The organism is Planococcus shenhongbingii (assembly GCF_030413635.1).
In the GTDB taxonomy this organism is placed as follows: Bacteria; Bacillota; Bacilli; order Bacillales_A; family Planococcaceae; genus Planococcus; species Planococcus shenhongbingii.
Window position 1 is genome coordinate 2,082,011 of sequence record NZ_CP129235.1, and the last position, 25,200, is coordinate 2,107,210.

The window sequence follows — 25,200 nt, forward strand, 5'->3', positions numbered from 1 at the left end:
AATTACTTCATTGATAGGAGTACGCCATTTTCGCACCTAGTTTTATGTTCCCTAAGAGCCCCCGATAAAAACTTTTTAGTATGCAGAAACGCCGTTACTTAAGATAAATTAAATCCATCAAAATCAAATTTGATGAAGCTGGCTTTAGACAGAAAAAACCCCCGGCATTAAACGAAATGCCAGAGGTAATTTTTTCTTTTCCTTGAGTTTTCGGCCAACGTATCCTTCAGCTGAATGCTTCCTTAGCCACTTGCCCTTTTCTTCTCCGAAACCAGGCGATGACAATTGCCGCGATCAGCGTGAACCCTAGATAACCCATCACCGGATATACAGTTCCGACGAGCGTCACAAATCCGAAAAAGCTGGAAGCAAATGCTGCAGTGCCAAAACCAATGACCGACACTTTGAATTTCGGGCTTTCAGACTTTACGATGCGCGCTGTGAAAGCATAGAGCATCCCGACGGCCGTGTTGTAGATCATGCCAAGCAAGATGATTGACATGAATGCTCCGATAAGAGGGCTGATATGGTTGGTCAATACCAGCATCGGCATCGGCACCGCTGCAATCTTCTTCAACTGTGTCAGCATCGATACATTGATCAGCAAGATCAGCAAACCAAGGCCCAATCCTCCAATGATCCCGCCCCATGCAGCAACTTTCTCATCTTTTACCGTTCCGCCCATGACCGTCATCATTGCAGCACCGGCAGCCAAATTATAAGAGACGTAAAGGATGGCACCCAGCAGCCAATGGGGAGCGGCTTGGCTGTTCGCAGCAGCAGCTGTCGCCGCATCGATTTCTGCAGCCGACATTTCGAAATTGAAAAGAGAATACGCATTTATGATAATGACGACGACCAGCAATACCGGAGTGAAAGCGCCAATCAGTGAAATCACTTTTTGGACATTCAGCATTACCGAAGCTATCACTAGAACGGCCATCAGTATATTCCCGACCGAACCGGGTATGCCGAATTGCTGTTCGAAAATAGCACCAGATCCGGAAAACATGACGACCATTACGCCAAACAAGAAGAATGTAATGGCGACGTCAACGACCGGACTCAAATACTTGCCGCAAATATGGCGAATGGCATGCTGATGCGATTTTGTCTGAAGACGGCTGCCCAGTTGCGTCAGATTCATCCCAAGAAAAGCGAAAAGCGCCATGGCAATAAACGATCCGATAATTCCATAAATCCCGAAACTCGTAAAGAATTGCAGAACTTCCTGTCCGGAAGCGAACCCTGCGCCAACGATTACACCGATAAAAGCACCGCCAATTTGAAAACTTTTTCTCATGTTCTTTCTCCCGTTTGATTAAACGTATTTTATTGTCCGGTGCCAGCTGCTGTTTGCTGTGTTTTGAAGATGAGCTCTTCAACGGTGAACTTGTCCATAGCTTTTTGATTGATAGCGTAGCCAATTCCATAAGCCTCGGGAACGGTGATATACCCATCTTCCACAATCACTTCCGGAGAAATGACATCTTCTTCCCAGTAACGCGATGATCCGGCAGTGTCTCCTGGAAGGATGAAGTTCGGCAAAGTCGTGAGTGCAATATTATGTGCACGGCCGATTCCAGATTCGAGCATCCCGCCGCACCAAACCGGAATGCCTTGTTCCATGCAATAATCGTGGATTTTTTTCGCTTCCGTCAATCCGCCGACCCGGCCAATTTTAATATTGATGATTTTGGTGCTGCCAAGCTCCACGGCTTTCCGGGTATCTTCCAATGAATGAATGCTTTCATCCAGGCAGATTGGCGTAACAAGTTCCGGCTGCAGTTTGGCGTGGTCGATAATATCGTCTGAAGCCAATGGCTGTTCGATCATTGTCAAATTGAATTCATCCAATTGTTTCAGCAAATCGATATCTTTCAGTCGGTAAGCCGAGTTGGCATCTGCCATCATCGGCACATCCGGGAATTTGGCACGAAGCTCCCGCATCACATTCACATCATAGCCCGGCTTGATTTTTACTTTGATCCGTTTATAGCCTTCTTCCACAAATCCAGCGACTGTATCGATCAACTCATTGACGTCTTCATGGATCCCGATGCTGATGCCGACTTCAATTTTATTGCGGGTGCCTCCGAGAGCTTCTGCGAGCGTCATTTTGTTGCGTTTCGCATAAAGGTCCCAAATGGCTCCTTCGACTGTCGACTTTGCCATATTGTTTTTGCGGAGATGGCTGAATAGTTCACTGACTTCGTCCGGATGGCGGATGTCATTTTCAAATACGATCGGCACCAGGAAATCTCTGATCATGTGCATATTTGTTTCCAGCGTTTCCTCGCTATACCATGGAGAATGGAACGCTACCGATTCTCCCCAGCCTGAATTGCCGAGTTCATCTTTTGCTTCCAGCAATAAGAAGTCCTTTTCCTGGAATGTCCCGAAACTAGTGGTAAATGGTTTTTTCATCATCATCTTCATCTTCCGAATCCTGATTTCTGTAATTTTCACTGCCTATCGCCTCTTTCTATTGGTTGTAATGGAATGGTCTTTGCCGGAACGAATTGATAATAATGGACGCTTTCCTCAGCCTTTCGGACACCGGTGACTGCGAACCCGGCTGCGAATAACTGCTGGAACACTGTCCGGATCTTCATGCGCCAGTCCATCGCCAGTTCAGGATCCAGTTTTTTAATCGTCTGGAAATCCTGTGGCACTGGCACTTCAACGCCTTCCGCACCGGAGAGAAATTCACTCTCATTAATTTCAAGTACCGGAAAACCATTCGGGGTCTGCGTGATTTGAAACGGAGTTTTATACTCAGCGATTTCGGGCACCCAAGCGTCTTCAACACGGTTGCTTGAAATCCACCATTCAATCTGCAGACGGTCAGTTGGCAGCCCGCGGTTTAAGCCATCATCCATTTCTCCGTAGCAGTCTTCAATATAAGTGGTGCTGATGCCGAATAATTTGGAGGTGTTGAGGTGCGCATTGCGGCTTTCCAATGGATCAAATGTCCAGGTGATTAAATCGTAGCCGATTTGCTGGGCGATTTTTCGTTGTTCCTGTTTCAGGCGTTTGCCGATGCCTTTCGACTGATATTCCGGATGGATGCCCATCATATGGGAACAAAGATAAGTTTTTCCGTCTTTAAACCCGGTAAAGCCATAGCAATAGCCGACCAGCTCTTCGCCGTCAAAAGCACCGACCAGAATTCCGCCATTTTTGGAAGCGGTAAATGTCTGGTGCGTCGGAACCGGCGACATGTCCCATACTTCGCGTTCGAGTTGTTGGATCAAGCGCATCTCCGCATTCGTTTCTAGTCTGCGAATCATAATTCCGTCTGTCATGTCTGTCACTTCCCTTGTTCCAGATGTTCAAAAGTGCGTTGGACTGTACGGGCGAGAATCTCAATGCCGACGATCAAACTATCCTGATTAAACGTCATCGCCGGATGGTGGAGGCCAGGAGCTAAATCGCAGCCAAGCCCAAGCATCGTTGCTTTGACTGAAGGGCGCTTCAGCGTATAAAAGTGAAAATCTTCTCCTCCAGGTGTAATAATTGGCGGTACTAAAAATTCTTCGCCTACAGTTTCCGCAATGGCCTGTCCCATAATTTCAACAGCCGTGTCATCCACTTCAGCAGCCGCGATTTCTGCCACCACTTCATAAGGAATTTTCACTCCGGCCATTTCTGCCACAGCTTGCATCGCTTTAATGACTTGCGCAAATAATTTATCCATGACACCGTTTGTTTGCGCACGCATATCAATGCTGAACACTGCATTTCCCGGAATGATATTTGCCGATTCACCGCCGGCCTGGAACATCGTCAATTTTGCTGAATGCGGGACCATCGGATTGATTTGGATGGAATGAATGGCCTGTACAAGAAGCGCCATCACTTCAATGGCATTTTGCCCTTCGTGCGGCCGTGCTCCATGTGCATCAGTTCCATGGATCGACCCTTTGAGCATTTTTGCGGATCCGTGCATGATTGCTGGAGATGCATAGCCATGGCTGATTTCTTGAAACGGACGCAGATGGACGCCGTACAGAAAATCGATGTCGTCGACAATTCCTTTCTCGACAAATGACAGGGCGCCCGTGCCTTTTTCTTCTGCCGGCTGGAAAATCACTTTCAAGCGGCCTTTTTCCGGGATGCCAAGTTTTTTCAACGTAAGAAGTGCACCGACAGCAAGCGTCATATGCGCATCGTGTCCGCAGGAATGGTTGGCCTGATACTTTCCATCCACTTCCTGCCACAATGCATCGATGTCTGTACGGAGCCCGATACACGGCTCACCACTGCCCACTGTGACAACCAATCCCGTTGAATCATCGAAAGTCTGTACTTCAAATCCTTCACTTTCCAGCAGCTCTTTTAAATAGTTGGTGGTCTCAACTTCTTTCCAGCTGATTTCCGGATGTGTATGCAAATGCTGGAATACCTCTTCCACCACCGGTTTTATTTCTTCTAGCACTGCTTTCATTGACGATCTCCCCCTTCCATAAATAAGGAATCACTGTCCAAAGCCTGATAATCTTCTTGCCGTTTTCGGAACTTTCCTTTGCCTTTCACCACGACTCCCGCTACCAGCGCGTTTAGAAAGGAAAATAATGTCGCAGTCGCGTCAAGCGTTGACTTGTTTGGCGAATAAATCGGAAACAGCACATCGCTATGCTGTTGGATTGGTGCCAATTGGGAATCTGTCACGCCAATGATAAAGACACCCTGTTGTTTTGCCAGTTCCGCAATCCGGATTGGTTGTTTCAAATATCGATGGAAGGAAATGGCGATCAAAACGGAATTGCTGTCCATTTCACTGAGTATCTGGATAATGTCTTCCGTTTCTGGACGGATCTGGCGCACTTTTCCTCTAACAAGATTGAGCGTAAATGTAAGCCAATGTGCTGCCGCAAATGATGAACGGAGCCCCAATATATAGACAGTGTCCGCTTTCGCTAATTTTTCAACCGCGGTTTCATAATGTTTTTCATCAATCTGTTTCATCGTCGTAGAAATGGCTGACCGGTCGCGCTCCATTACTTCTTCTAAAAAATGAGGCTGCTGCTCTAAATCCATTTTGGATTGCTGGTAGGCATCCAAGCTGCTTTCTTTAGAAAGCAATTGCTCCCGGATGGCCTTTTGCAGCTCCGCATAGCCGGACAGTTCAAGGCTGTAGCAAAAACGAATTACCGTGGTTTCACTGACGCCTATGGAATCTCCAACATCCTGAGCCGGGTCAAGGGCTATTTTTCTCGGGTTGTCCAAGACATAGGTAGCCACTTTTTTCTGGCTTTTTGATAAGTCGCTGTATCGCTCTTGAATCAATTCCGATAATTTCATAATATCTCCCTTTTGAAGTTAAGACGTCTTTTATTTACCAAATGAAGTTTAAGCTTCATTAAAGATTTTATTTAATTTATCACACAATTCTAAAGAGTGCAATATACTGCATACAATTTTTAAATATTTTTATTGTTAAAAATTTTAAAGTGGATTTACTTGCAGAGCGTAAAGAAAGCAGGGAAAACTTCAAAAGAAAAAGTAGCTTGAAGAGTACTGTGGATGCACAACTTATAATGAAAATAAAATTCTGCATATATGATGGCGTTGAACTATTAAATGCATTAAGAAAGGGCAGATTAAAAAAATCATGAAAGATCCGTCTAATATTTCTATTCAGATTCAACAAGAAAAAATCCAGCCCTGACTAGCGGCTGGATTTGTTTATTTAACTGGCAAGCGGCGTAGTTTGGTTAGCATATAACCGTAATTTAGACTACATAATATAATTATATTCGATATTTATTTCATGTATTTTTATGCAAATGACTCATTGCCGCGGTGATTTTCGTCTTTCAGCTACCAGCCTGTTGTTCCGAATTCTTCGCTGCAAGCTGAATTCAAATGATAAATGATGATTCTTTTCATCCTGTTCGCCTCTAAAAGTTCCGGTCTGATCATGGCATCGAGCGCCAGGCCATCCATTAAACAATACAGCCTTTCCGTTTCCAGATGCAGATCTGAATCTTTTTTCAATAGATTCAGCAAGACTAGATACGACATGACTTCTTTAATCGCCAAATATACGCTGTCCTGCTGGGCATCGAATTTATCTCCTTTATGCCGTGTATAAACCTTGAATACCAGCCTTGCTTCCACTTCCAGCCTTTTTTCTTCAGATGACGGCAATAAATTAAGCAATACCTGGACGATTTTTTCTTTCGGCGGCATGTCGAGCTTAAATACTCTTCTCATCCTTTCAGCAGTCCTTTGATATACGAGCTCTCTGGAATACGCAATCAACTCTTCTTGGGTGGAGAAATAATAACGCAGCGCTCCTAACGATACTCCCGCCTCCTTTGCGACCGCTCTTACGGATGCTCCTCCCAGACCTTGTTCTAAAATGATTTTCCACGCGGCTTCAGCTATCGACTGTTTGACTTCTTCGTGATTAGTTAGTTTTGGCATAACCCTATTTTATCAGAATACTATTAATTTTCAATATATTAATACAACTGTATTAAATAAATTTTGCTTACGCTATCTTTTTGATACAGTTGTATTAGCAAAAAGTTAATAACTTTAAGGCACTGGGGATAACTCATAAAACATGTGGGTTACTCACATCAAAGTCTTCTATTTAACTTATACGTGTCTTTTTCGACTTGATTATCCACGATTTTTCTTCATTTCGCTTTTTTAATCTTCAGCTGCCTTTTCACTAATTGAATGCTGCTATTCATTTTTGGCTACAGCCTAAATGCAGAAAACGAAAAAGAAATGCCAATATAATGCACTTCTGCTCCCCTCCCCTGCCGGACTGTTTTTCACAAAAAAGAATCGGTTGTTTCACCCACAGAAAAAAGAGTGCGGGTTTCCAAATACAATCGGAAGCCACACTCTTTTTTTGCTTTACAGACGGACCATCCGAACCATAAATACGGAAATGGTAGCGAAAATCAAGCCCAGGAAAATCGGCATGAATCCTGTACCTAATCCTTCTGCATTTCCACTTGCCACTTCCATGTTCTGATAAGTGATAAAGCAAAATAATAAGATCATTTCATTTTTAAGCACATTCATCATGAGCATCCCATTTCTATACTGGGCTTCAGCGTTTTTCTCTGTAAGGTTCAAGTAATTATAGGTATGGGGAAACTTCTCCATAACGAACATGAAGATCCATAATGCCGCGCCGATGATCGGCAAAAAGAATAATTCAACTTTACTTCCCCATCGGTCAACTTTTCCTGCACCGTTATAATGCCCTGGCACCCGGTCTGGCAATGAACCATATTGGCTGAAGAGATAAATGAGCAATGCTGCAAATGCGATGATTGCAATTGCATCGAGCAAAAGCGCAAAGCGAGGTTTTGTAATATCGATTTTCGGTTGATTGTTCATCTAGTCCCCTCCCCTCTCCATTCATTTTACGAAAAAAGAAGCGCCGGTTTCAGAAAACAGAAAAAAATCCTTCGTCTAAAATAGACAAAGGATTTTAACAGGCCATTATTCAAGCGGAGAGATATCTTCAACATAAGCATCAATGACAACCGGTTTATTGCTTTTTTTCGCTTTAGCCAGCGCTTCTTTCACTTCCGCACGATTCTTTGCAGTATAGCCGATCCCACCACAAGCCGCTGCAAAAGCAGCAAAATCGATATTGGCGATTTCCACATTCGTCGCTGGATTGCCTTTTTGTTCTTGTTCGTGTTCGATAAGCTGGATTTTTTGATTGTTGAAGACCACAAGCGTCATTGGCAAGTTGTATTTGACGGCCGTAACGAAATCCTGCATCCCCATGGAAAACCCGCCATCGCCAATCAATCCAATCACTTGCCGTTCCGGATATGCCAATTTTGCAGCGATAGCTCCTGGCAGCGAACAGCCCATTGTTGCAAGCCAGGCCGATACGACAAGAGACTGACCCGAGAGCTGCAGATAACGGGCAGTCCAGATGGTAACACTGCCAACATCAAGTGATATAACTGCATCTTTCTCCATGATTTGCTGAACTTCCGCTAATACATGCTGCGGCTGGAGAACCGGAGTTTCTTTATTCATATCTTGTTGAAGATCAGCTCGCCAAGCTTCCCGTTTCTGCATGTATGTCCCTAAAAAATCTGCTTCTTTCTCATCTACATGCGCCGTAAACCAAGATATTACCGATCCGAGATCACCTACAATCCCTACTGTCACGGGATAATATTTTCCGATCACTCGCGGTTCGATGTCGATTTGAATCGCTGGAGCATTGTCTGGCAAATAGTCACGGTAAGGAAATGCAGTGCCTGCCAAAACCAGCAAATCCGCTTCTTTCATCGCTTCTTCAGACGGCTGGGTACCCAGTTGGCCGAGCTGCCCAAGATTTTGCGGATGATCATCCGGTATAATCCCTTTTGCAGGAAGTGAAGCGATAATGGGCGCTTTGATCTTTTCAGCAAATGCCAGCAATTCCGCTTCAGCTCCTCTCGCGCCTTTGCCAGCCAAAATCACTGGTTTTTTCGCCGCCTGAATCAAACGGGCACCTTCCTGCAAATCTTCTTCTGCCGCACGGATTTTTGGTATAGCATATGCTGAAGACGTCAAAGGTACGTCCCGTTTTACCTTTTCAGCGAATAAATCATCCGATACAATCAATACGGCCGGTCCTTTTTCAGCGTAAGCAGTCCGGATTGCCTGGTTCAGCATGTCCGGCAGCTGTTCCGCCGTTTGCACGCGCCGGTTATAGACGGCCACATCCTCAAACATCGATTCGAGTTTCAGCTCCTGGAATGTATCCGTTCCGACCGATGTGCTGCTTACTTGGCCGACGATCGCCAGTACGGGCGTCTTGTCTTTTTGTGCATCGTATAAGCCGTTTTGTAAATGGACCGCCCCTGGTCCCGCAATCGACATGCAAACGCCGATTTTGCCAGTAAGTTTTGAATATGCGGATGCAGCCAATGCACCCGTTTCTTCGTGGCGGATTTGGATAAAACGAATCGCATCTTCTTTACGCAGTTCCTCCATAAATTCATTGATCGAATCTCCAGGCATTCCGTAAATATGGTCTACGCCCCATTCCTTGAGCAAGTCGATTACATAACTGCCAGCCTTGTTTTCAAACATTGCTTCCCCTCATTTCTCATTAAATTTATACTGCATTCCTTTCGAGCCGCTCCACGCTTCTATTGATTACTGTTCAAAAGGGCCTTCGATTACAATTTTCCCAATGGTCTTGCCTGTCAGCAATTGGTCATAGGCTTGTTTTAAATTCTCGATATTGATGGGCTTAAAGTGTTTGTTCAGCGTAGAACGCATTTTGCCTTCGTCAATCCAATCCGCCAAGTCATTGAGGTAATGGTGTTGTTCAATCATATCTTCCGTTTGATAAATCGACCGGGTGTACATCAATTCATAAACAAACGTCACGCTTTTAGAAAAGAAAGCGATAGAGATCGGCTTTTGAGCCGGCAGAATCGAACATACCTTTCCTTGCGGCAAAATCACTTTGCCCATTGCTTCCATGTGGTCGTCGATATTTGTCATGCAGAAAATATACTGCACTCCATCCAGACCCAACTCTTTTAATTGCTGAGGAATCGGCTCGCGGTGATTGATGACATGGTCAGCTCCATGCTCTCTTGCCCACTCGGCTGTTTCCTTCCTTGAAGCAGTACCCACCACTTGAAGGCCAACCAGTTTCGCAATCTGGGTCGCTGCTGATCCGACACCGCCTGCAGCGCCGATAATCAGAATTGTTTTTCCGCTATTATCCGCTGCAGTGCGGGAAATTCCTAAACGGTCAAACAGCGCTTCGCATACCGTTAAGCTGGTCAGCGGCATAGCCGCCGCCTGCGCAAAATCAAGGCTTTGCGGTTTTTTTCCGACGATGCGTTCATCCACCAAATGCAATTCACTTTGGCCTCCTGGCGCAGCACTCGTACCTGCATAGAAGACTTCATCACCTGTTTTAAACAACGAACAATTTTCTCCGGTGCCCACGACCACACCGGCAACGTCGCGGCCGACAATCGTCAATGAATCATCATTGTCTTTTTTGGCGTCACGTGTCCGTAAATCTGTCGGGTTTACCGAAATAGCCCGAACTTCGACAAGCAGATTTCTGCCGGTTGGTACGGGCCTGTCGATTTCAACGGATTCAAATTCAGGGGATTTCGACCGGTCTCCTGGCGCATAAAATCCTAATGCTTTCATTTTTTCCTGACTCACTGGCTTCGCCTCTTTCCTTAAAGTAACTAGTGCTTCTTATGTTCTGTTGTATTTCAAAAGCTAATTTCCATTTTGGTCCTAATACCTGCTTACCCTAAAAGGGTTATGAAAAACTCAAATAATTTTCCAGGTGCCAGTTTGCAGCAGTATAAATTTGAGACAGCGATGGATGCTATAAAAATTTCAATAGACAAAAAGAGTATAATGATTAGTACAGATGCATGGGAAAGGAGATTCTATGTACAAAAATCCATATGAACAACTGTCTGGAAAGATTACTGCTCCTAAAATAACAAAAGCCGGCTTTCAAGAACTTCAATTTGATACCGGTCAGATCAAACTCAATTATGTGGCAGGTCCGGATAACGGTCCTCCACTGGTACTGATTCCTGCTCAAATGGGCATGTGGGAAAGCTATCAAAAAGTGATGGCGCCGCTCTCAAAAAAATTCCAAGTGTATGTCGTGGATATACGGGGACACGGCAAATCCAGCTGGACTCCCGGAGACTACTCCTGGGATACTGTGGGATCTGATATGAGAGCATTTTTGGAAAATGTAGTGAAACAGAAAGCCTTAATCGCCGGCAATTCTTCAGGCGGAATCATCGCTTTATGGTGTGCAGCCAATCTCCCGCATCTTGTATCAGCCATCGTGCTGGAAGATGCCCCAGTGTTTTCTGTCGAAATGCCGCGATTCAAAGATCAGGACCGTTTTGTCTACAACGGGTTGAAAAAGCTCGTTGACAATATAGGGGATCCGGAAAACCGGGATCTTGCCACTTATTTTAACGGGATGGAAATGCCGGTTTCAGAAACACGGGTCAAGCGGGTGCCGCCGCAGTTTATCCGCTATTTATCCAAAAAAATACAGAAATTTGAAGACGCCCATCCCGGACAGCCGATAGAAACCGGTTTTCCAAGTACACTGAGGCTGCTGTTAAAATCACTTTCGATGTTCGACCCGGATTTTGCCCGGGCGTTTGTCGATGGCCGTTTTTATGAAGGAATTGATCACTCCGCTGCACTCCGGCGCCTCCAGTGTCCGATTCTGGTGCTCCATGCTGATTGGCATCGCTATCCGGACTACGGGCTGGTTGGAGCTATGGATGACCTGGATGCCGAACGGATTTTGAATTTGGCACCGCATGCCTGCTACAAAAAAATCCATGCCAACCATGTCATCCACGTCTTCAAACCAAAACAATATATCGCGGCAATAACTGAATTCGCAGCGGAAATTCAGTTATTGCCAAAACTCGAAAAGTGATTTTCCGGATTTTGCATAATCGGTTTTTCAGAACTGCCTAAAGAAAGATCCTTTCCGAAAACAAGGAATTCTCATCCCTAGTTTCAGAAGAATCTTCAGTTTGACCATCATCCTTATTGCTTGTCTTTCTGTTCAACAAGCTCTGTATATACCACGAGCCGTTCTTCATAATGCCCAATCTTCCGATTAAATGAACCGGTGCATGTAATCAAATTCAATTTGGCTTTTTTGTGGTCACCAAAGATTTTCATCAATGGCGCTTCATCAGGCAGATAGATTTTTTTCTTTGTCACCACGAACGTCAGCTGATTTCCATCTGCATCGGCAACGTGGATTTGATCACCTTTTTCTAATTTATTTAAGCCATAAAAGATTGCAGGTCCTGATAACCCATCCACATGCCCTGCCATTACTGCATTTCCGGAGTCTCCCGGTTTTGCACCATGTTTATACCAGCCAACGGTCTCGATATCTTCAGGCACTGCCATACTGCCATCCTTGGCTTTTCCGACATGGACGACATCCGCCTTTACATCGATAGCCGGAATCTCGATGGCTATCGGTACAACTCCAGGCGATTTCGGCTGGATGACTGGATCCATTTTCACCGGCGGTTTTGGAACTGGAATGTTTTTGTCCTCAAATTTCTCTCTGCGCATCTGCCTTTCCCATATCCGGTCGCTCAAGCTCGAATTCATGAACTCTTGCTGATTGTCACTAGATCCATTTGCCAATGTTTCCAGCGGTTGGACTGGGTTGCCATTGATTGTCGTAAATAAAAACAGGAAATACAGGAGGATAAATTTTTTGGCAAACGAAGTCAAACACATCACCTCTCTGAAGAAAAAGAGGGGAAATTTTCCCCTCTCCCTTTACATCATTCACTCCAAAACTTTCCTTCTGGAGAATACGAGCAAAGCAGCGATTATAAGGAAAGGCAGGCTCCAAAGAATCGAGTTCATATCAAACATGCCAGCCATGCCGCCCAGTCCGGTTTCAGGCATGGCCGGGACACCTGCGAATTTATCAGGGAATTGCTGGACAAAAGCTGCGCTGGTAGTTTTCGCTGTAGCAAACATATGAGCATAACCTTCACGTGCAGTCGTCCAGGCTTTTGCATAATCACCTGCTACAAAGCTGTCAAATGTGCCGAGTGTTGTATCGACATGCATCTGCAAAGCTTCGGAAACAGTGTCGGCATCAAGGATTCCTTCAGTTGCTGTACTCATGAATTGAGAAAATTCATCCCGGAACTGGCCAAGATTTGCCACGGCCGCTTCTTTTTCTTCAGCGTTATTGTTTTTAACGGCATCCACATATTGGAGATAGTATTCATTATGGCTGTTCCAAAGCGCTGCAAATTGGTTTCCGGCTTCTTCTCCGTAAATAGAAGTTGTGGCAGCAGCCTGTTTGCCCGTATTGGCGTTCAAGGCTTCAAGGCTCGCTTCAAAATCCGGTGCATCTTGGAAACGCTTCTGCATGACTGTGCCAGCAACAGCAAAGTGTTCACCGAGCAGCAGGTTCAGATCGGAGCGGAGATTGCCTGCCACTGTCAACGCCTTCGAATTATCGTATAACTCAGGGAATTGCTCCGCATATGCTGTTGATAGCGTTTTGCTCATCGTATTCACTAAATACGCCATCGCTTCGCTTTGCATTGCGTAAGAGGTTTCAAAATCGCCTGCTACATAAGCATCAAACGACGCTTTGACCTGCTGTTCATGCGTCATGAGCATTTCTGCCACAGCGGCTTCAGGCAATTTCCCTTCAGACACCTCTGCTTGGAGGACTGCAATTTTATGGGAACCTTCTTCCATTTTGTCCATCGCATTCTGCATCGCTTGCTGGTCGTTATTGGCGGCAGCAGTCGCATATTCAACAAATAAAGCATTGTGCTCGTTCCAAAGGGCGATAAACTCATCGGCAGGGCCTTCGCCATAAACAGAGGCAAATCCGGCGCGAAGATCTTGGCTATTCAGATTCGCCAGTTCTTTCAGCTGCTCTACATCCGGCTCTTTGTTGAAAATCTTGCGCATCAATGTAATGGTGCCAAAGCCATGTTCCGACAAAAGACGATCAATTTCACTTCTCATTTCCAAGGCTGCAGTGTCGACAGTCGCCACTTCACTTTGGTGGCTGTCTGCTAGCGCCGCCCCTCCTCCAACCGGGAGCAGCATCACTAAAATCAATAGCAGGGTAGTTGCTTTGTTCATTGCTTTCATTCCAAAACCTCCTATATTTTTTTGGCAACCAGTGCCCACTGTGTATGTATGGCCAAGGAGAACATGCTAGCAAGCGCAAGCAGCCTTTACTCAGTTTCCCTTCCGGTATTTTCCTTAAACTTATTTAACTAAATTTTCTTACTATTATATTGTTTTTTCTATCATTTCGAATAAAAATACCTTATTGGTTAGTAAAATATACCATTTACATAAGAATCTTTTGTCCGGCTTCTATTCTTAGTCTCTTTAAATATACATATAAAAAAGCGCCGCTTCAGCGACGCATGTTTATATAGTGTTGTTAGTTCAATTTATTATCGATTAACGCTTCTCATATCCGCATATCGGTCCCCGGCCGCAATTCCCTGCGGGGCTATTTCATTGATGCGCTCTAAGTCCGCGGACGACAATTCCACTTCTAATGCGCCAATATTTTCTTCCAGGTATTTCACCCGTTTGGTGCCAGGAATCGGAACAATGTCTTCACCCTGTGCCAGCAGCCAGGCAAGCGCGAGTTGAGCTGGACGACAGCCTTTGTCCTTTGCCATTTCCTCCACTTTTTTCACCAAGTCCAAGTTCTTTTGGAAGTTTTCACCTTGGAACCGAGGCGAACGGCGGCGATAATCGTCTTCAGCCAAATCTTCAAACTTTCGGATCTGCCCTGTCAAAAACCCTCTTCCAAGCGGACTATAAGGCACAAATCCAATGCCAAGTTCCCGGCATACCGGGAGAATTTCGTCTTCCACTTCTCTGCTCCAAAGAGAATACTCCGTCTGAAGTGCCGCAATCGGGTGAACTGCTGATGCTTTCCGGAGAGTTTGCGGCGCAGCCTCAGACATGCCAAGAAAACGGACTTTCCCTTCTTTGACCAAATGACTCATAGCACCGATCGTCTCCTCAATTGGCACGTCCGGGTCAACACGGTGCTGGTAATACAAATCGATGGTATCCAAGCCAAGACGGATCAAACTCGCATCACAGGCTTTTTCAACATAATCAGGATGGCCGTTAATGCCTTTAAAAGAGCCGTCCTCTCCTCTGACATTCCCGAATTTAGTAGCTATGACGACTTCATTGCGATGCCCCCTGATTGCCCGGCCAACCAATTCCTCGTTAGCACCCACGCCGTACATATCAGCGGTATCCAGAAATGTAATGCCGCGGTCTATCGCTCGGTGAATCGTTTTGATCGATTCGTTGTCATTTCGTCCGCTGTAGAAATCCGACATTCCCATGCAGCCCAGCCCGATAGCGGAAACTTCAAGTTCTTGCTGTCCCAGTTTTCTTGTTTTCATCGTAATCACACTCTTTTCTTTTTCGATTTTGTTTAACCTCCATGGATCAATGGTCGCCAAAGGATAATCATCATCGGTAAAGCAAAAAGACACAGTTATTGGTGAAAACAAATTTCTTTCATTGGGTTACAGAACGATTATGCTTTGTTTACCTTTTTCAAGCTTCTATAAACTTTTCATTTCCTCTGACAGTTCTTTTAATCCCTTTTCAAAAAGGTGGCTATCGCCAAGAAGGCTTTTAACAGCAGCCGAAGGAAGAAGTTCCGTATATTTTTCAAGATGCGTGTAAGGTACAATATTGTCGCCGGTACTATGAAAAAGGACGATCCGCGAAATCTCTGGAAGTTTCGTTGCAAAATCATCAGTCAATGTAAAGTCTTCTTTTTTCCAGTCTTTTTCCAAACCCCAGACGGGAGAAGCAACAAGGAAGAGCGCTGGAAATGGTCCTTTTACAGGCTCTTCCGACAGAAATTTAAGCAAAGCTGAACCGCCGAGCGAATGGCCGGCCAATATCGCACCTCCTCTTAGCTTAGTGAATTCAACCGCCAATTGATCTTTCCAATCGGTGTAGACAGGATTTTCAGGATCAGGCATTTCAGGATAAAGCAGCTCAAAATCTCCATCCAGCTCTTTCTCCAAAAATCGAATAAGCCCGCTGCTGCCTTGGTTAAATCCCTGAGGCCCAGCACTATGAATGAACAAAACTTGCTTTTTCACTTCCATCGCCTCTTTTCAGTTTTCTTCTATTGTATGTATGGATCCCGTCAATGTCCAAGTGGCATGTTCACAATCAGGCATAAAAAAAGAATAGACCCTTCTAATACAAGGGTCCAGTCTTTGTCATTCCTGAGATCGTTTATCAAAATCCACTTCAATGTCTTTTTTCCAAGTGCGGTCAACTTGCTTGCCGCGGCGGAAAGAACTGATCGTTTCACTCATCACTTTGTAATTCAACTGGGTGCCCGCTTCATCGGCGTGGTAATTGACCGCGAAGTCTTCAGCAATGCCGAAATCCCCCGCTGTCTTTACTGCATTAATATTGGCCCCCATAAAAAGGAATTCCCAATTATACAGTTCTTTCTGATGGCTGATCATCGACTTGATTTTTTTGTAATTGTATTCGCAGCTGGCGTTTTCCATGCCGTCAGTCGTAATAACGAACATCACTTTGTCAGCACGCTGGTCTTCACTGGTGCGCTTTTGCACATTGCCAATTTTATTGATCGTTGACCCGATTGCATCAAGCAGCGCCGTGGTACCGCCGACTTCGTACTCCTCCTCGGTCATTGGCGAAATGCCTGTTATCGGCAGGCGGTCATGGAGCAGCTCGTAATCATGATTGAACAGCACTGTTGTAACTTTCACATCTCCTGGCTCTTTTTTCTGTTTAGCCAGCAGCGCATTAAACCCGCCGATCGTATCACTTTCCAGTCCGCCCATCGAACCGCTTTTGTCGAGAATAAATACCAATTCCGTACTGTCTTTTAATGCCATTTTATTTTCCTCCTCAAATTGTAATCCGGAGTGCTCTCCGGTTATCATTTACAACTTAAGAATAAGCTTTTGGGCAAACAAAAAGGTCGCTTGAAAAGCGACACTTTAGGCACCCAGCAGCTGCTGGTCGAACGCAAACAGCGCTTCGTTGATTTCATAAATATTGTAATTGCCCCGCTCGATGAAATATTCAACGATGACATCAAATTTGCTGCTTTTGGACAATGTATAGCCTGCCGCCTCAAGCAATTCTGCCGTTTCATCCAAATCAAGCTCCAATGCAATGGCGAAAGCGATGACCGTTTTTTTCATCGGTGTATAATTCAAGGAATTGCGGATTTTAGAAAACAGCTTGCGGTCGATGTTCGCTTTTTTATACGTTTTGGCGTCGGTCATGTTTTTCTCATCAATGAACCGCAGCAATCTGGCAGAAAAAGATTCGTGGATTTGTCCGACAATATCTTCTAGTATTCTCTGATCAGTCTCCTGTTGCAGAGATTGTCCGTAAACCGGTTCTGACATGATTTCCTGTTCAAAAATGCGCCGGTTGCGCGGATAGCGCAGTTCATGCTTGTCGATATAGTTTTCATCGACATACTGTTTGACTGACTTGTACAACTTTTCGCTGATGCCGAACGATTGCTTGTCAAAAACCACAATATACACGAGCATTTCATGCTGCATTAAAAAATCATGGATTTCAGATATCGCTACTTGCAGCGCTTGTTCTTTCGGATACCCGTAGATACCGGAAGAAATGAGCGGAAAGGCAATCGATTCACAGCCAAGAGTTGCGGCGAGTTCCAGCGAATTCTTGTAGCAGCTTCGAAGCAAACGCTCTTCTCCTTGGTCGCCGCCACTCCAAACCGGCCCGACAGCATGGATAATGTACTTGGCCTGCAGGTTAAAAGCTTCTGTCTGTACGGCTTCCCCTGTTGGACAATGTCCTATTAGATCGCAGGCCGCCTGCAAATCCTTGGCACCGGCTGCACGGAAAATTGCCCCGCATACACCGCCGCCCATTTGAAGCGCGTTATTTGCTGCATTTACTATGGCATTGACTTGCATGTTAGTGATGTCATTTCGGACAATTTCCAATGGCATTTGCTTCATCCCCTTATACGATGTTTGGAATTTCTCCTTAGCAGATTGAATTTTCTTATCCTGCTCTTTTAAAAGAGCAGCTGTTCCAATAAGTGCTCTTTATACTTCATATTATAACAGCATAGCCTTTTTGCCATTCAACCGCAGATATTCCGGTACAATCCGCATGGATCTTTTTCCAGGTAAAGCCGTTTAGATTAACTTCGGAACTTAAAGCAATTGAAGATAATCGTTTTGAAATGCTTAGATTAAATAAAAATTAAAGAGGGATGTCAATGTCTTTACCAATTATCCATCGTACTTACTGCCTTAGAATATTTTATCTTTGCGCAGTGGTCATCTGTATATTTTTCGGCTTAGCATCAAGAACTTTCGATAATTTGCTTCCATCATTTATTACCTTCCATGCCGGTGATGCCTTGTGGGCGATGATGGTTTATTTCGGCTGCCGACTGCTCCTGGTGGACAAGAAAATCTTCTCCGCGTTGTGCTGCGCCATTATATTCTGTTACGGTATTGAATTGAGCCAGCTGTTTCAGGCGGAGTGGGTTAATGAGCTGCGTGGGACATTATTCGGAGCGCTGATTCTTGGGCACGGCTTCTTATTTGTTGATCTTATTCGCTATACCATTGGAATATTCATCGCTGCATTCGTGGATAAAACGGCAATAACATTTTTGTTTTCTTATTTAAAAAGCCGCATTAGTGAATAATGCAAAAAGTACAGGAAACAAAGGAAATCTTCGGCTCCTTTTAGCATTTGTACAATCAATGCTTATAGAAAGTTCTGGACTTATTTGAAATTAGCCATGCCTATTGTTCATCTTAATATTTTCAACTGCAAACTGACCCCTAAGAATTTCGTCATATTGATACTTTCAACTAGGCCAATCCTTTGCTAAAGTTATCCTTATTATAAAAACTGACAATAAGGAAGGTTAAGATTATGCAAAAAACAACCACTGCCTCATCAACATACTCACGCGCTCGGACTTTTGATTTAATTCTTACCGCTATGTCAATTGCACTTGTCTTTGTTGCGACTCTTTTACTGAACATCAAATTGCCGATTACAGCGAATGGCGGACTGGTGCATTTGGGCACTGCGATGCTCTTTATCATTTCGATGTTGTTCGGCCCTAAAAAAGGGGCGATTGCAGGAGCGGTTGGAATGGGCTTGTTCGACTTGATCTCCGGCTGGACTTTGTGGGCACCGATTTCAATTCTGGCCCGCGGTTTGCAAGGCTATCTTGTCGGAAAAATTGCCTGGTCAAATGGCCGCAATGGCAATAGCAAGACGTTCAACATCATTGGTGCTATTGTTTCTATTCCTTTCATGCTCGGCATCTATTATATTGGTGAAGCCATCATTTTCAACAGCTTCATCGTTCCGGCTGCTTCGATTCCCGGCAATATTGTCCAGAACGTCGTAGGGCTCCTTGTCGCTATTCCAGCAGTGATTGCACTGAAAAAAGTTCCTTTCTTTAAATAATCGCATTAAGCGGCACAAGCAAACTAGCTTGTGCCGCTTTTTGCAGTTTTAGATGAGTTGCTCGTATCCAGCCGGGAGTCGCTTATTAAGCAAAAATTTTCCGCTCACACCTATCTCAAAAGCTTTCAAAAAGAGAACGTCTGTAAATGTCAGACGTCCCCTTTTGTAATAAAAATTTGTATTTTTAGGTTTCTTCAAAAGAATTACTTTTCTCCACGATTGCAAAATGTCGTATAGAACGTCGTGCCTCCCGGTCCTGTCTCAATATCAATAGTGGCATTGTGGCGTGCCGCAATGGCATAGCTGATGCCGAGTCCAAGACCGGTGCCATTATCTTTCGTAGTATAGAAAGGGGTCCCTACTTTTTCCAGAACTTCCGGCAGAATCCCTTCGCCTTCATCTTGAATAGCCAGAACGACACATCCAGCCTCATTTTGGTAGGTACTAATCGTCAAAACGTTCCCTTCATTCATCGCTTCCAGTCCATTGCGGCATAAGTTAATGATCAATTGCCGGATTTCATTGCGGTTTATCAGCATTTCAGGAATTTCCTGGGTATTGAACTCGATCAGTTTGTTTTGGTTAAAAGTATCTATTTTAATCAAAGGCGCAATGTCGCTGATCAACGAATTCAAATCCATCATTTTCAAATCTGATGATCTTGTATTTCCCATCGAAAGAAATTCCGTGATGATTGAATTAGCACGGTCCAGTTCATCTATCATTAAATCAAAATAACTGAAATGCCTGTTAAGGTCTTCTTCTTGTTTTAGCAACTGCAAAAATCCACGGACCGTCGTCATGGGATTTCGGATTTCATGGCTGATTCCTGCCGCCATTTGGCCAATCAAATCCAATTTGGACAATCTTTTTAATTCATTCTCATATTTTCTTTTTTCCGCTATATCCTTGAATAAACAGCAAATCCCATCGTCAAACGGGTAGGCAACCACTTCGTACCAAGAATCTTCATTTAGAGATGGAATTTCAAATTGCACCGGAATGCGTTCGAACATCGCCCGGTGAAATTCGTCATACATAATTTCAGCTGTATGTGGAGGAATGACATCCCAAATATTTTTCCCTAATACCTCTTTTGGTTTCTTATTGTCAGGCAAATACTGATGCTTATTGATATAGATGATTTCCCATTCTTTATTTAAAGCAAAAAAACCATCCGTTATGCTTTCGATGACACTGGTCACTTTTTCGTTTGCAGCAGCAAGCGCGCTTGTCCGTTCTTCTACCATATTTTCCAGCTGGTCCATATAAAGCAGATTAGAAAAAGTAGGTGCCGTAGTGTCGACAATCGACTGTGCCAATTGAATTTGGCTGGTGTCGTAGTTGCTATTTTCTCCATCCCGATTCAAGACTGTAATAACTCCCAGCACTTCTTTCATTGAAACCAGCGGTATGATGAGCAGGTTTTTTGAAGCCAAGCACGGAACCGTCATCGCTTTTCTGGATTGGATTACTTTTTGAATCAGGCTATCGTAGCCTTGATCCATTTGCATATTGCGGGGGTCTCCCATGCAGTCCGCTTCCTCCCAAGTGCAGCCTTCACTGCACTTGGTTAAAGAAATGTTCTTTTTATTAAGTGGATCCAATAGATGAGCAACCATGTTATCGCTGCCAAGAACTTTGGACAAATAGAAAAAACATTTATCGATGCTTTCCTGAATGGAAGAGCACATCGACAGCTCCCGGGAAATGTTTAGCAGCATCTGATTTTCGGCGATCAAGTTCTCTTTCTGGGCTAAGTTTTTCGCATTCTGAATCGCAACCGCTGCCATATTGACATATGCTTCCACACTTTGAATTTCAGATTCCGTCAAATTCATCGGTGCTCCGTGATCGAACAAAAAAACCAGTCCAAACAACTCTTGTTCAAATGAAATAGGCAAGCCCAACAGCGATTTTATCTCGAAGGCTTCCACCGATCTTGGATCCGGGCGGTGGTCTTTTGAAGTATCCGGTATATAAATCGTCTTCTGAGTTTCAATAACTTCATTTGCCAGCAAATCCATTTCGAGGTCAAGCACTTGTGAATCGAACGAATTGCCGTTGATAAATTCTGGTTTTCCGACAAACGCCCGGAAACTTCCGTCTTCGTGAGGCAGAAAAATGCCTACGGAATTGCATTGGACAATTTCTTCAGAAATCGCCGTGGTTACATGCTGAAGCACTTCACGGAGCTCAAGCTTGGTATTGATGACTTTCGTTATATTGGCAAGCCTGGAATATCGAGTCTGTTCCTTTAGCATCCACTTGTTCTCCAATCAGAGGAGTTAGAAAATCAATTCTCGAACCCCAGGTATTTTTTCTTTTCCATACTATTTTCATTCCTGTAATCTTTTACCTTTTATTTTACATGTCTTTCTTCCAAACGAACAGAGAAAACTTACAATTCCCTATATACTTCGACATTGGAAATACTTTGCTTCACTAATGAAAACTGTACTTTTGAGAAAGGATAAGAAAAACCCTTCATTTAAATGAAGGATTCAATCCATCTTCATGATCAATCTAATATCTCTACTCCGTACTTAGCTGCAGCTGCAAACAGCTTATCCATATCTGCATCTACATCAGCCGGAGGGAGCTTATATTCTGTGGCTGGAATACTGGTTTCAATGAAAAAATTCTCTAATCCTGCAGGCATTAATATACTTAATATTCTAGCCGGCGCAGGTCCTTCGATTGTGTACATATGGGCAATATCCCGAGGTGCAAAAAGAAAAGTTCCTGATTTCGCTGCAATTGTTTTATCACCTATCTTAAAAGTGGCTTTGCCTTCTAAAATGTAGAAGAATTCGTCTTCATTATGATGAATGTGCAATGGAGTGGAAAAGTTTGGCGGATCTATTTCTTCGAGCAAACTGAATACCCCATTCGTTTCTTCACCTGTTATTTTCACTTCCAATAAAGTGCCTAGGAACCAGAATATTTTTCCTTCAGCTTGCGCTAGCGCAAATGCTTTATTTAGTGGATGATCCATTTTTCTTGCCTCCAAATTGTAAAGTGGATAAATTACGTATTTGTCAGTTCTTTCCCTTGGATATTAAAAGAAACTCCCTGGATTCAAAAAGGTGCGGCTCAGCAAGAATGCAAAGCCGCATAAGGGATAAAATAAAATTTAGCGCTCTAGTACAACTCCCATAATCTCCGCCACTTTATAATGATTTTGTGTAGAAGTCGACCTTATTACCGTATGTCATCCCAGAATTTCTACACCGTATTTCTGTGCTGTCGCCGCAAATTTCTCCATATCAGTATCGATATCCGTTGGCAACTTGAATTCATCAGCTGCCACACCGGATTCAATAAAGAATTGTTCGACTCCAGCAGGTGTAAACATGAAGAGCACTTTTGCAGGTGAAGATCCTTCAACCTTGAATTTATGTTCCAGGTTGCGCGGTACATAAACAAAAGTTCCCGGTTTTCCCATAATCGTTTTTTCCCCGAAAGTGAAGGTTACTTCACCTTCCAAAACATAGCAAATGTCCTCTTCATTCTGTTTCTTATGCAGCGGCGTCTCATAACCTGGTGGCAGCAGGCCTTCAATCAAACTGAAAACGCCATTGGTGTCTTCGCTTGTTGCTTTTATTTCCATTAGCGTGCCATTAAACCAATAGGCTCTACCTTTCCCATGTGCAAATGAGAAAGCATTATTCAATTGTTGTTCCATTTTTCGTTACCTCCCAATATTTATGGCGCTAAATTGGGCAATCGGCAACTTCTACACGTCTTCATTAATGGAATTTAGAAAATGATATTGATTCGTTCATCTGTCATCCCAGAATTTCAATATCAAACTTCTGGGCAGCTGCCATCAGCTGATCCATATCGGGCACAATAGTCTCTGGCGGCAACTTGAAATTGTCAGCCGGCACACTCGCTTCTACAAAAAATTGTTCTCCTCCGGCAGGCGTTAACATAATGAGAATTTTCGCAGGCACAGATCCTTCTATCTTAACCTTGTGCTGGATATTTCGCGGCGCGTAAAGAAAAGTGCCTGGTTTTCCCACAATCGTTTTTTCCCCAACGGTGAATGTCGCTTCGCCTTCCACTACATAAAATATTTCATCTTCATTGCGGTGTAGATGCAGCGGCGTCTCATAGCCTGGTGGATGCAGTTCTTCAAATAAACTAAAAACGCCATTTGTGTCTTCGCCAGTTGCTTTCATTTCTATTAACGTGCCAAGAAACCAATACGCTTTTCCTTCCCCGTGCGCAAACGAAAAAGCATTATTCAATTGCTGTTCCATTTTCCTTACCTCCTAATTTTAATAACAAAAACGAAGTGGCAGGTAAGTAGTTCTGAAAATGTTGTTAATCTATTTTCCTGATTGGCAGATTAGGCATAGTTAAAGATATACTTGCTGATTTTAAGTTTTACCAGCCCTCTTTTCACTTGAATTTATGCCTATAGGTTATAAAATTTCGTCAACTAATTTGTACTTTCAATCTTTTCCGTCGCAATAAGGCGATTCTTCCATCTTCTATGTAATCTATAAGTATTTTTATCCAGCTATATTATACACCTATTTAACTTAAAATTCTATATTTTCAGAATTAAATATATTTTTTTATTTTTTCATTCATCTGTGCAAATATTATAATAAAATTTTCAATTCTAATATACTTCATGCCATCAAACCTTTTGATGTGTTTAAGGTTGTTTTAAAAAGATTTGCATCGATTAAAAAAATTTAGAGAGACTGTTCACATTTTATTGGAAGGCATATTGAGAAAGTTAAAAATTGTATTAGTGATCATCCTTTAACCGATATTACGCCAACCAGCTACGCTTGCAGCGGGCTCGCGCCCAAGCCTCCTCAGCCGCTTCGCTCCTTGCGGGGTCTCGGCTGTCTCGTCGCTTGCGCTGCCCCACAGATTGGCCAAAGACTGCGTGGTCAAGTCTTTGCGACGAGCTTGCGCAGGAGCAGCGCCATTTCATGTCTCGAAGCTAGAGCAGCGATGCAGGAGCACATGGTTTTCGCCAGCGAGCGAGGAGGCTTAGGGCCGCACCCCACGGAAAGCGTCCGTCCTGGAGCGAAATGAATAAGGCTTATCATTTTAATTAAATCTATCTTAATCACATTGGTTGTCGCTTCACAATCCCTTTAACAATACCTTCACCATCAATTGCACTTTCCGGAGCGAGCTTTTTTTCTTCCTTGAAATGGTGTGCATCAAAACACCAAGGATGGGATCGATTGAGCGGACCGGCGGCATTTCCATTCCGACTAACCGTCCCACTTCTGCCAGTTCATCTTCTCTAGTGAACTTCTTCAATAAAGCCGTTTCTTTTCCTAAGTTTTCCTCAATCCGAAGAAGCGCTTCTTTCAGAAAATCAGCAACATGGGCCACTTTTATTAAATTCAATCGCTCGAAAGTGTCTTGAGGCGTGTGGTAATACGGCCAGTGGCCGCATGACAGAAAGATGTGCGGCTGATTGTGCATATCAAAAATATAATGGTCAGAGAGATGCAGTCGCGGCCTGCGGAGGATTTGATAAACCGATAAGTTTGCATTCTTTTCTGCTGCTTCTGCGATACTGGCAGACAACAGCGGGCTCGAATCTGCTCCAATCGCAAAAAGCGCATGCTCCCGTCCTTTTATCGCGATATCATGTCCGCATAAGTCCAGAACAATAGCTCCTTTAAAATGATCGAAGGCCAGTGTTTTAGGCAAATGTTTGTAAAAATAGACGCTTCCCATCTTTTCGGATAAAAAGTACGGAGGTTCCTCCAAATCGAAAATGCCGAGCACTACTGTTAAGTTATGGGAAATTTGAGCAAGCGAAGCGATCACATCGAAAACAATCCCGATTGAAGCCGCGTTATCATCAGCACCTGGAATATTTTTAAAATGATCATAATGCGCCCCTAGCAGAATCCAGTCCTGGGTATTTCCTTTTTTACTAGCTAACAGGTTTTCTCCCGTAATTACTTTCGTGACCGGAAACCGCTGTCCCCATCCTTGTTCCATTAAAGGCTCTAGCTTTAGCTCTTCAAAATGTCGGACTATCATTTCTCTTGCTTTTTTATGGCCGGATGAGCCTGGCTCCCGGCCGCCGAGTGCCGGATCTGACAGGTCTTTGATCAAGTTAAGGTATTTGTCTTCCATAATGTATCCCTC

Annotated in this window: 23 protein-coding genes; 3 read left to right on the top strand and 20 right to left on the bottom strand. The window is 43.9% G+C overall.

Features of this window, described 5'->3' with window-relative positions; all coding sequences use genetic code 11:
- Positions 1-226 precede the first annotated feature (226 nt).
- From QWY16_RS10290 to QWY16_RS10330, 9 genes are all read right to left on the bottom strand, one after another.
- A complete protein-coding gene (locus QWY16_RS10290) occupies positions 227-1,303 on the bottom strand; it encodes a YkvI family membrane protein (protein ID WP_300989143.1) in 1,077 nt (358 codons plus the stop codon).
- Between the two features lie 29 nt (positions 1,304-1,332).
- Positions 1,333-2,469 carry an o-succinylbenzoate synthase gene (menC, locus tag QWY16_RS10295; RefSeq protein WP_300989144.1) on the bottom strand — a complete coding sequence of 379 codons (1,137 nt, stop codon included), beginning with the start codon at positions 2,467-2,469 and terminating at the stop codon, positions 1,333-1,335.
- Entirely contained in the window at positions 2,466-3,308 is an 843-nt protein-coding gene (locus QWY16_RS10300; protein ID WP_300989145.1) for a GNAT family N-acetyltransferase, read from the bottom strand. The genes menC and QWY16_RS10300 overlap by 4 nt, the downstream gene beginning before the upstream one ends.
- 5 nt (positions 3,309-3,313) lie before the next feature.
- Positions 3,314-4,450, bottom strand: a complete 1,137-nt coding sequence (locus QWY16_RS10305) for a M20 peptidase aminoacylase family protein (RefSeq protein ID WP_300989146.1) — start codon at positions 4,448-4,450, stop codon at positions 3,314-3,316.
- The gene (locus tag QWY16_RS10310) at positions 4,447-5,307 is read right to left on the bottom strand and encodes a MurR/RpiR family transcriptional regulator (RefSeq protein ID WP_300989147.1); all 861 of its coding nucleotides are present in this window, start codon (positions 5,305-5,307) and stop codon (positions 4,447-4,449) included. The genes QWY16_RS10305 and QWY16_RS10310 overlap by 4 nt, the downstream gene beginning before the upstream one ends.
- 519 nt (positions 5,308-5,826) lie before the next feature.
- A complete protein-coding gene (locus QWY16_RS10315; RefSeq protein ID WP_300989148.1) occupies positions 5,827-6,435 on the bottom strand; it encodes a TetR/AcrR family transcriptional regulator in 609 nt (202 codons plus the stop codon).
- 444 nt (positions 6,436-6,879) lie between these two features.
- Positions 6,880-7,371, bottom strand: coding sequence for a DUF1648 domain-containing protein (locus QWY16_RS10320; RefSeq protein ID WP_300989149.1), 492 nt, complete (start codon positions 7,369-7,371; stop codon positions 6,880-6,882).
- Positions 7,372-7,476: 105 nt separating this feature from the next.
- Entirely contained in the window at positions 7,477-9,078 is a 1,602-nt protein-coding gene (locus QWY16_RS10325; RefSeq protein ID WP_300989150.1) for a pyruvate oxidase, read from the bottom strand.
- A gap of 66 nt (positions 9,079-9,144) precedes the next feature.
- Positions 9,145-10,167 (bottom strand): zinc-binding alcohol dehydrogenase family protein, encoded by a 1,023-nt coding sequence (locus QWY16_RS10330; protein ID WP_436837183.1) that lies wholly within the window; start codon positions 10,165-10,167, stop codon positions 9,145-9,147.
- A gap of 253 nt (positions 10,168-10,420) precedes the next feature.
- On the opposite strand from QWY16_RS10330, the gene QWY16_RS10335 reads away from it, so the two are divergent.
- Positions 10,421-11,449 (top strand): alpha/beta fold hydrolase, encoded by a 1,029-nt coding sequence (locus QWY16_RS10335; protein ID WP_300989152.1) that lies wholly within the window; start codon positions 10,421-10,423, stop codon positions 11,447-11,449.
- Positions 11,450-11,562: 113 nt separating this feature from the next.
- Here the strand turns inward: QWY16_RS10335 and QWY16_RS10340 are convergent, their stop codons facing one another.
- The 6 genes from QWY16_RS10340 to QWY16_RS10365 form a co-directional block, all read right to left on the bottom strand.
- Positions 11,563-12,273 (bottom strand): class F sortase, encoded by a 711-nt coding sequence (locus QWY16_RS10340; RefSeq protein WP_300989153.1) that lies wholly within the window; start codon positions 12,271-12,273, stop codon positions 11,563-11,565.
- A gap of 57 nt (positions 12,274-12,330) precedes the next feature.
- Complete coding sequence (locus QWY16_RS10345; protein WP_300989154.1) at positions 12,331-13,671, bottom strand: copper amine oxidase; 1,341 nt, start codon at positions 13,669-13,671, stop codon at positions 12,331-12,333.
- Positions 13,672-13,985: 314 nt separating this feature from the next.
- Positions 13,986-14,966: an aldo/keto reductase gene (locus QWY16_RS10350; RefSeq protein WP_300989155.1), complete on the bottom strand. Its 981-nt coding sequence runs from the start codon at positions 14,964-14,966 to the stop codon at positions 13,986-13,988.
- 165 nt (positions 14,967-15,131) lie between these two features.
- Positions 15,132-15,689 (bottom strand): alpha/beta hydrolase, encoded by a 558-nt coding sequence (locus QWY16_RS10355; protein ID WP_300989156.1) that lies wholly within the window; start codon positions 15,687-15,689, stop codon positions 15,132-15,134.
- A gap of 117 nt (positions 15,690-15,806) precedes the next feature.
- Positions 15,807-16,460 (bottom strand): vWA domain-containing protein, encoded by a 654-nt coding sequence (locus QWY16_RS10360; RefSeq protein WP_300989157.1) that lies wholly within the window; start codon positions 16,458-16,460, stop codon positions 15,807-15,809.
- Positions 16,461-16,565: 105 nt separating this feature from the next.
- Complete coding sequence (locus tag QWY16_RS10365) at positions 16,566-17,564, bottom strand: macro domain-containing protein (RefSeq protein ID WP_300989158.1); 999 nt, start codon at positions 17,562-17,564, stop codon at positions 16,566-16,568.
- A 275-nt stretch (positions 17,565-17,839) separates the two neighbouring features.
- Between QWY16_RS10365 and QWY16_RS10370 the strand changes: the two genes are divergently transcribed.
- A complete protein-coding gene (locus QWY16_RS10370; RefSeq protein WP_300989159.1) occupies positions 17,840-18,277 on the top strand; it encodes a ribosomal maturation YjgA family protein in 438 nt (145 codons plus the stop codon).
- A gap of 233 nt (positions 18,278-18,510) precedes the next feature.
- Positions 18,511-19,056, top strand: coding sequence for an ECF transporter S component (locus QWY16_RS10375; protein ID WP_300989160.1), 546 nt, complete (start codon positions 18,511-18,513; stop codon positions 19,054-19,056).
- Positions 19,057-19,259: 203 nt separating this feature from the next.
- Here the strand turns inward: QWY16_RS10375 and QWY16_RS10380 are convergent, their stop codons facing one another.
- The 5 genes from QWY16_RS10380 to QWY16_RS10400 all read right to left on the bottom strand — a co-directional run bounded on the left by QWY16_RS10380 (position 19,260) and on the right by QWY16_RS10400 (position 25,188).
- Entirely contained in the window at positions 19,260-21,320 is a 2,061-nt protein-coding gene (locus tag QWY16_RS10380; protein ID WP_300989161.1) for a GAF domain-containing sensor histidine kinase, read from the bottom strand.
- Between the two features lie 257 nt (positions 21,321-21,577).
- Positions 21,578-22,054, bottom strand: coding sequence for a cupin domain-containing protein (locus QWY16_RS10385; RefSeq protein WP_300989162.1), 477 nt, complete (start codon positions 22,052-22,054; stop codon positions 21,578-21,580).
- Positions 22,055-22,270: 216 nt separating this feature from the next.
- The gene (locus QWY16_RS10390) at positions 22,271-22,744 is read right to left on the bottom strand and encodes a cupin domain-containing protein (RefSeq protein WP_300989163.1); all 474 of its coding nucleotides are present in this window, start codon (positions 22,742-22,744) and stop codon (positions 22,271-22,273) included.
- A 103-nt stretch (positions 22,745-22,847) separates the two neighbouring features.
- A complete protein-coding gene (locus tag QWY16_RS10395; RefSeq protein ID WP_300989164.1) occupies positions 22,848-23,324 on the bottom strand; it encodes a cupin domain-containing protein in 477 nt (158 codons plus the stop codon).
- Between the two features lie 847 nt (positions 23,325-24,171).
- The gene (locus QWY16_RS10400) at positions 24,172-25,188 is read right to left on the bottom strand and encodes a M28 family metallopeptidase (RefSeq protein WP_300989165.1); all 1,017 of its coding nucleotides are present in this window, start codon (positions 25,186-25,188) and stop codon (positions 24,172-24,174) included.
- Between the last annotated feature and the right edge of the window lie 12 nt (positions 25,189-25,200).

What these genes read in the sequence shown, in the direction of transcription:
- QWY16_RS10290 (WP_300989143.1), bottom strand. Translation starts at nt 1,303, where the DNA reads ATGAGAAAAAGTTTTCAAATTGGCGGTGCTTTTATCGGTGTAATCGTT.
- QWY16_RS10300 (WP_300989145.1), bottom strand. Translation starts at nt 3,308, where the DNA reads ATGACAGACGGAATTATGATTCGCAGACTAGAAACGAATGCGGAGATG.
- QWY16_RS10305 (WP_300989146.1), bottom strand. Translation starts at nt 4,450, where the DNA reads ATGAAAGCAGTGCTAGAAGAAATAAAACCGGTGGTGGAAGAGGTATTC.
- QWY16_RS10310 (WP_300989147.1), bottom strand. Translation starts at nt 5,307, where the DNA reads ATGAAATTATCGGAATTGATTCAAGAGCGATACAGCGACTTATCAAAA.
- QWY16_RS10315 (WP_300989148.1), bottom strand. Translation starts at nt 6,435, where the DNA reads ATGCCAAAACTAACTAATCACGAAGAAGTCAAACAGTCGATAGCTGAA.
- QWY16_RS10320 (WP_300989149.1), bottom strand. Translation starts at nt 7,371, where the DNA reads ATGAACAATCAACCGAAAATCGATATTACAAAACCTCGCTTTGCGCTT.
- QWY16_RS10325 (WP_300989150.1), bottom strand. Translation starts at nt 9,078, where the DNA reads ATGTTTGAAAACAAGGCTGGCAGTTATGTAATCGACTTGCTCAAGGAA.
- QWY16_RS10330 (WP_436837183.1), bottom strand. Translation starts at nt 10,167, where the DNA reads ATGAAAGCATTAGGATTTTATGCGCCAGGAGACCGGTCGAAATCCCCT.
- QWY16_RS10335 (WP_300989152.1), top strand. Translation starts at nt 10,421, where the DNA reads ATGTACAAAAATCCATATGAACAACTGTCTGGAAAGATTACTGCTCCT.
- QWY16_RS10345 (WP_300989154.1), bottom strand. Translation starts at nt 13,671, where the DNA reads ATGAAAGCAATGAACAAAGCAACTACCCTGCTATTGATTTTAGTGATG.
- QWY16_RS10350 (WP_300989155.1), bottom strand. Translation starts at nt 14,966, where the DNA reads ATGAAAACAAGAAAACTGGGACAGCAAGAACTTGAAGTTTCCGCTATC.
- QWY16_RS10355 (WP_300989156.1), bottom strand. Translation starts at nt 15,689, where the DNA reads ATGGAAGTGAAAAAGCAAGTTTTGTTCATTCATAGTGCTGGGCCTCAG.
- QWY16_RS10360 (WP_300989157.1), bottom strand. Translation starts at nt 16,460, where the DNA reads ATGGCATTAAAAGACAGTACGGAATTGGTATTTATTCTCGACAAAAGC.
- QWY16_RS10365 (WP_300989158.1), bottom strand. Translation starts at nt 17,564, where the DNA reads ATGCCATTGGAAATTGTCCGAAATGACATCACTAACATGCAAGTCAAT.
- QWY16_RS10370 (WP_300989159.1), top strand. Translation starts at nt 17,840, where the DNA reads ATGTCTTTACCAATTATCCATCGTACTTACTGCCTTAGAATATTTTAT.
- QWY16_RS10375 (WP_300989160.1), top strand. Translation starts at nt 18,511, where the DNA reads ATGCAAAAAACAACCACTGCCTCATCAACATACTCACGCGCTCGGACT.
- QWY16_RS10380 (WP_300989161.1), bottom strand. Translation starts at nt 21,320, where the DNA reads ATGCTAAAGGAACAGACTCGATATTCCAGGCTTGCCAATATAACGAAA.
- QWY16_RS10385 (WP_300989162.1), bottom strand. Translation starts at nt 22,054, where the DNA reads ATGGATCATCCACTAAATAAAGCATTTGCGCTAGCGCAAGCTGAAGGA.
- QWY16_RS10390 (WP_300989163.1), bottom strand. Translation starts at nt 22,744, where the DNA reads ATGGAACAACAATTGAATAATGCTTTCTCATTTGCACATGGGAAAGGT.
- QWY16_RS10395 (WP_300989164.1), bottom strand. Translation starts at nt 23,324, where the DNA reads ATGGAACAGCAATTGAATAATGCTTTTTCGTTTGCGCACGGGGAAGGA.
- QWY16_RS10400 (WP_300989165.1), bottom strand. Translation starts at nt 25,188, where the DNA reads ATGGAAGACAAATACCTTAACTTGATCAAAGACCTGTCAGATCCGGCA.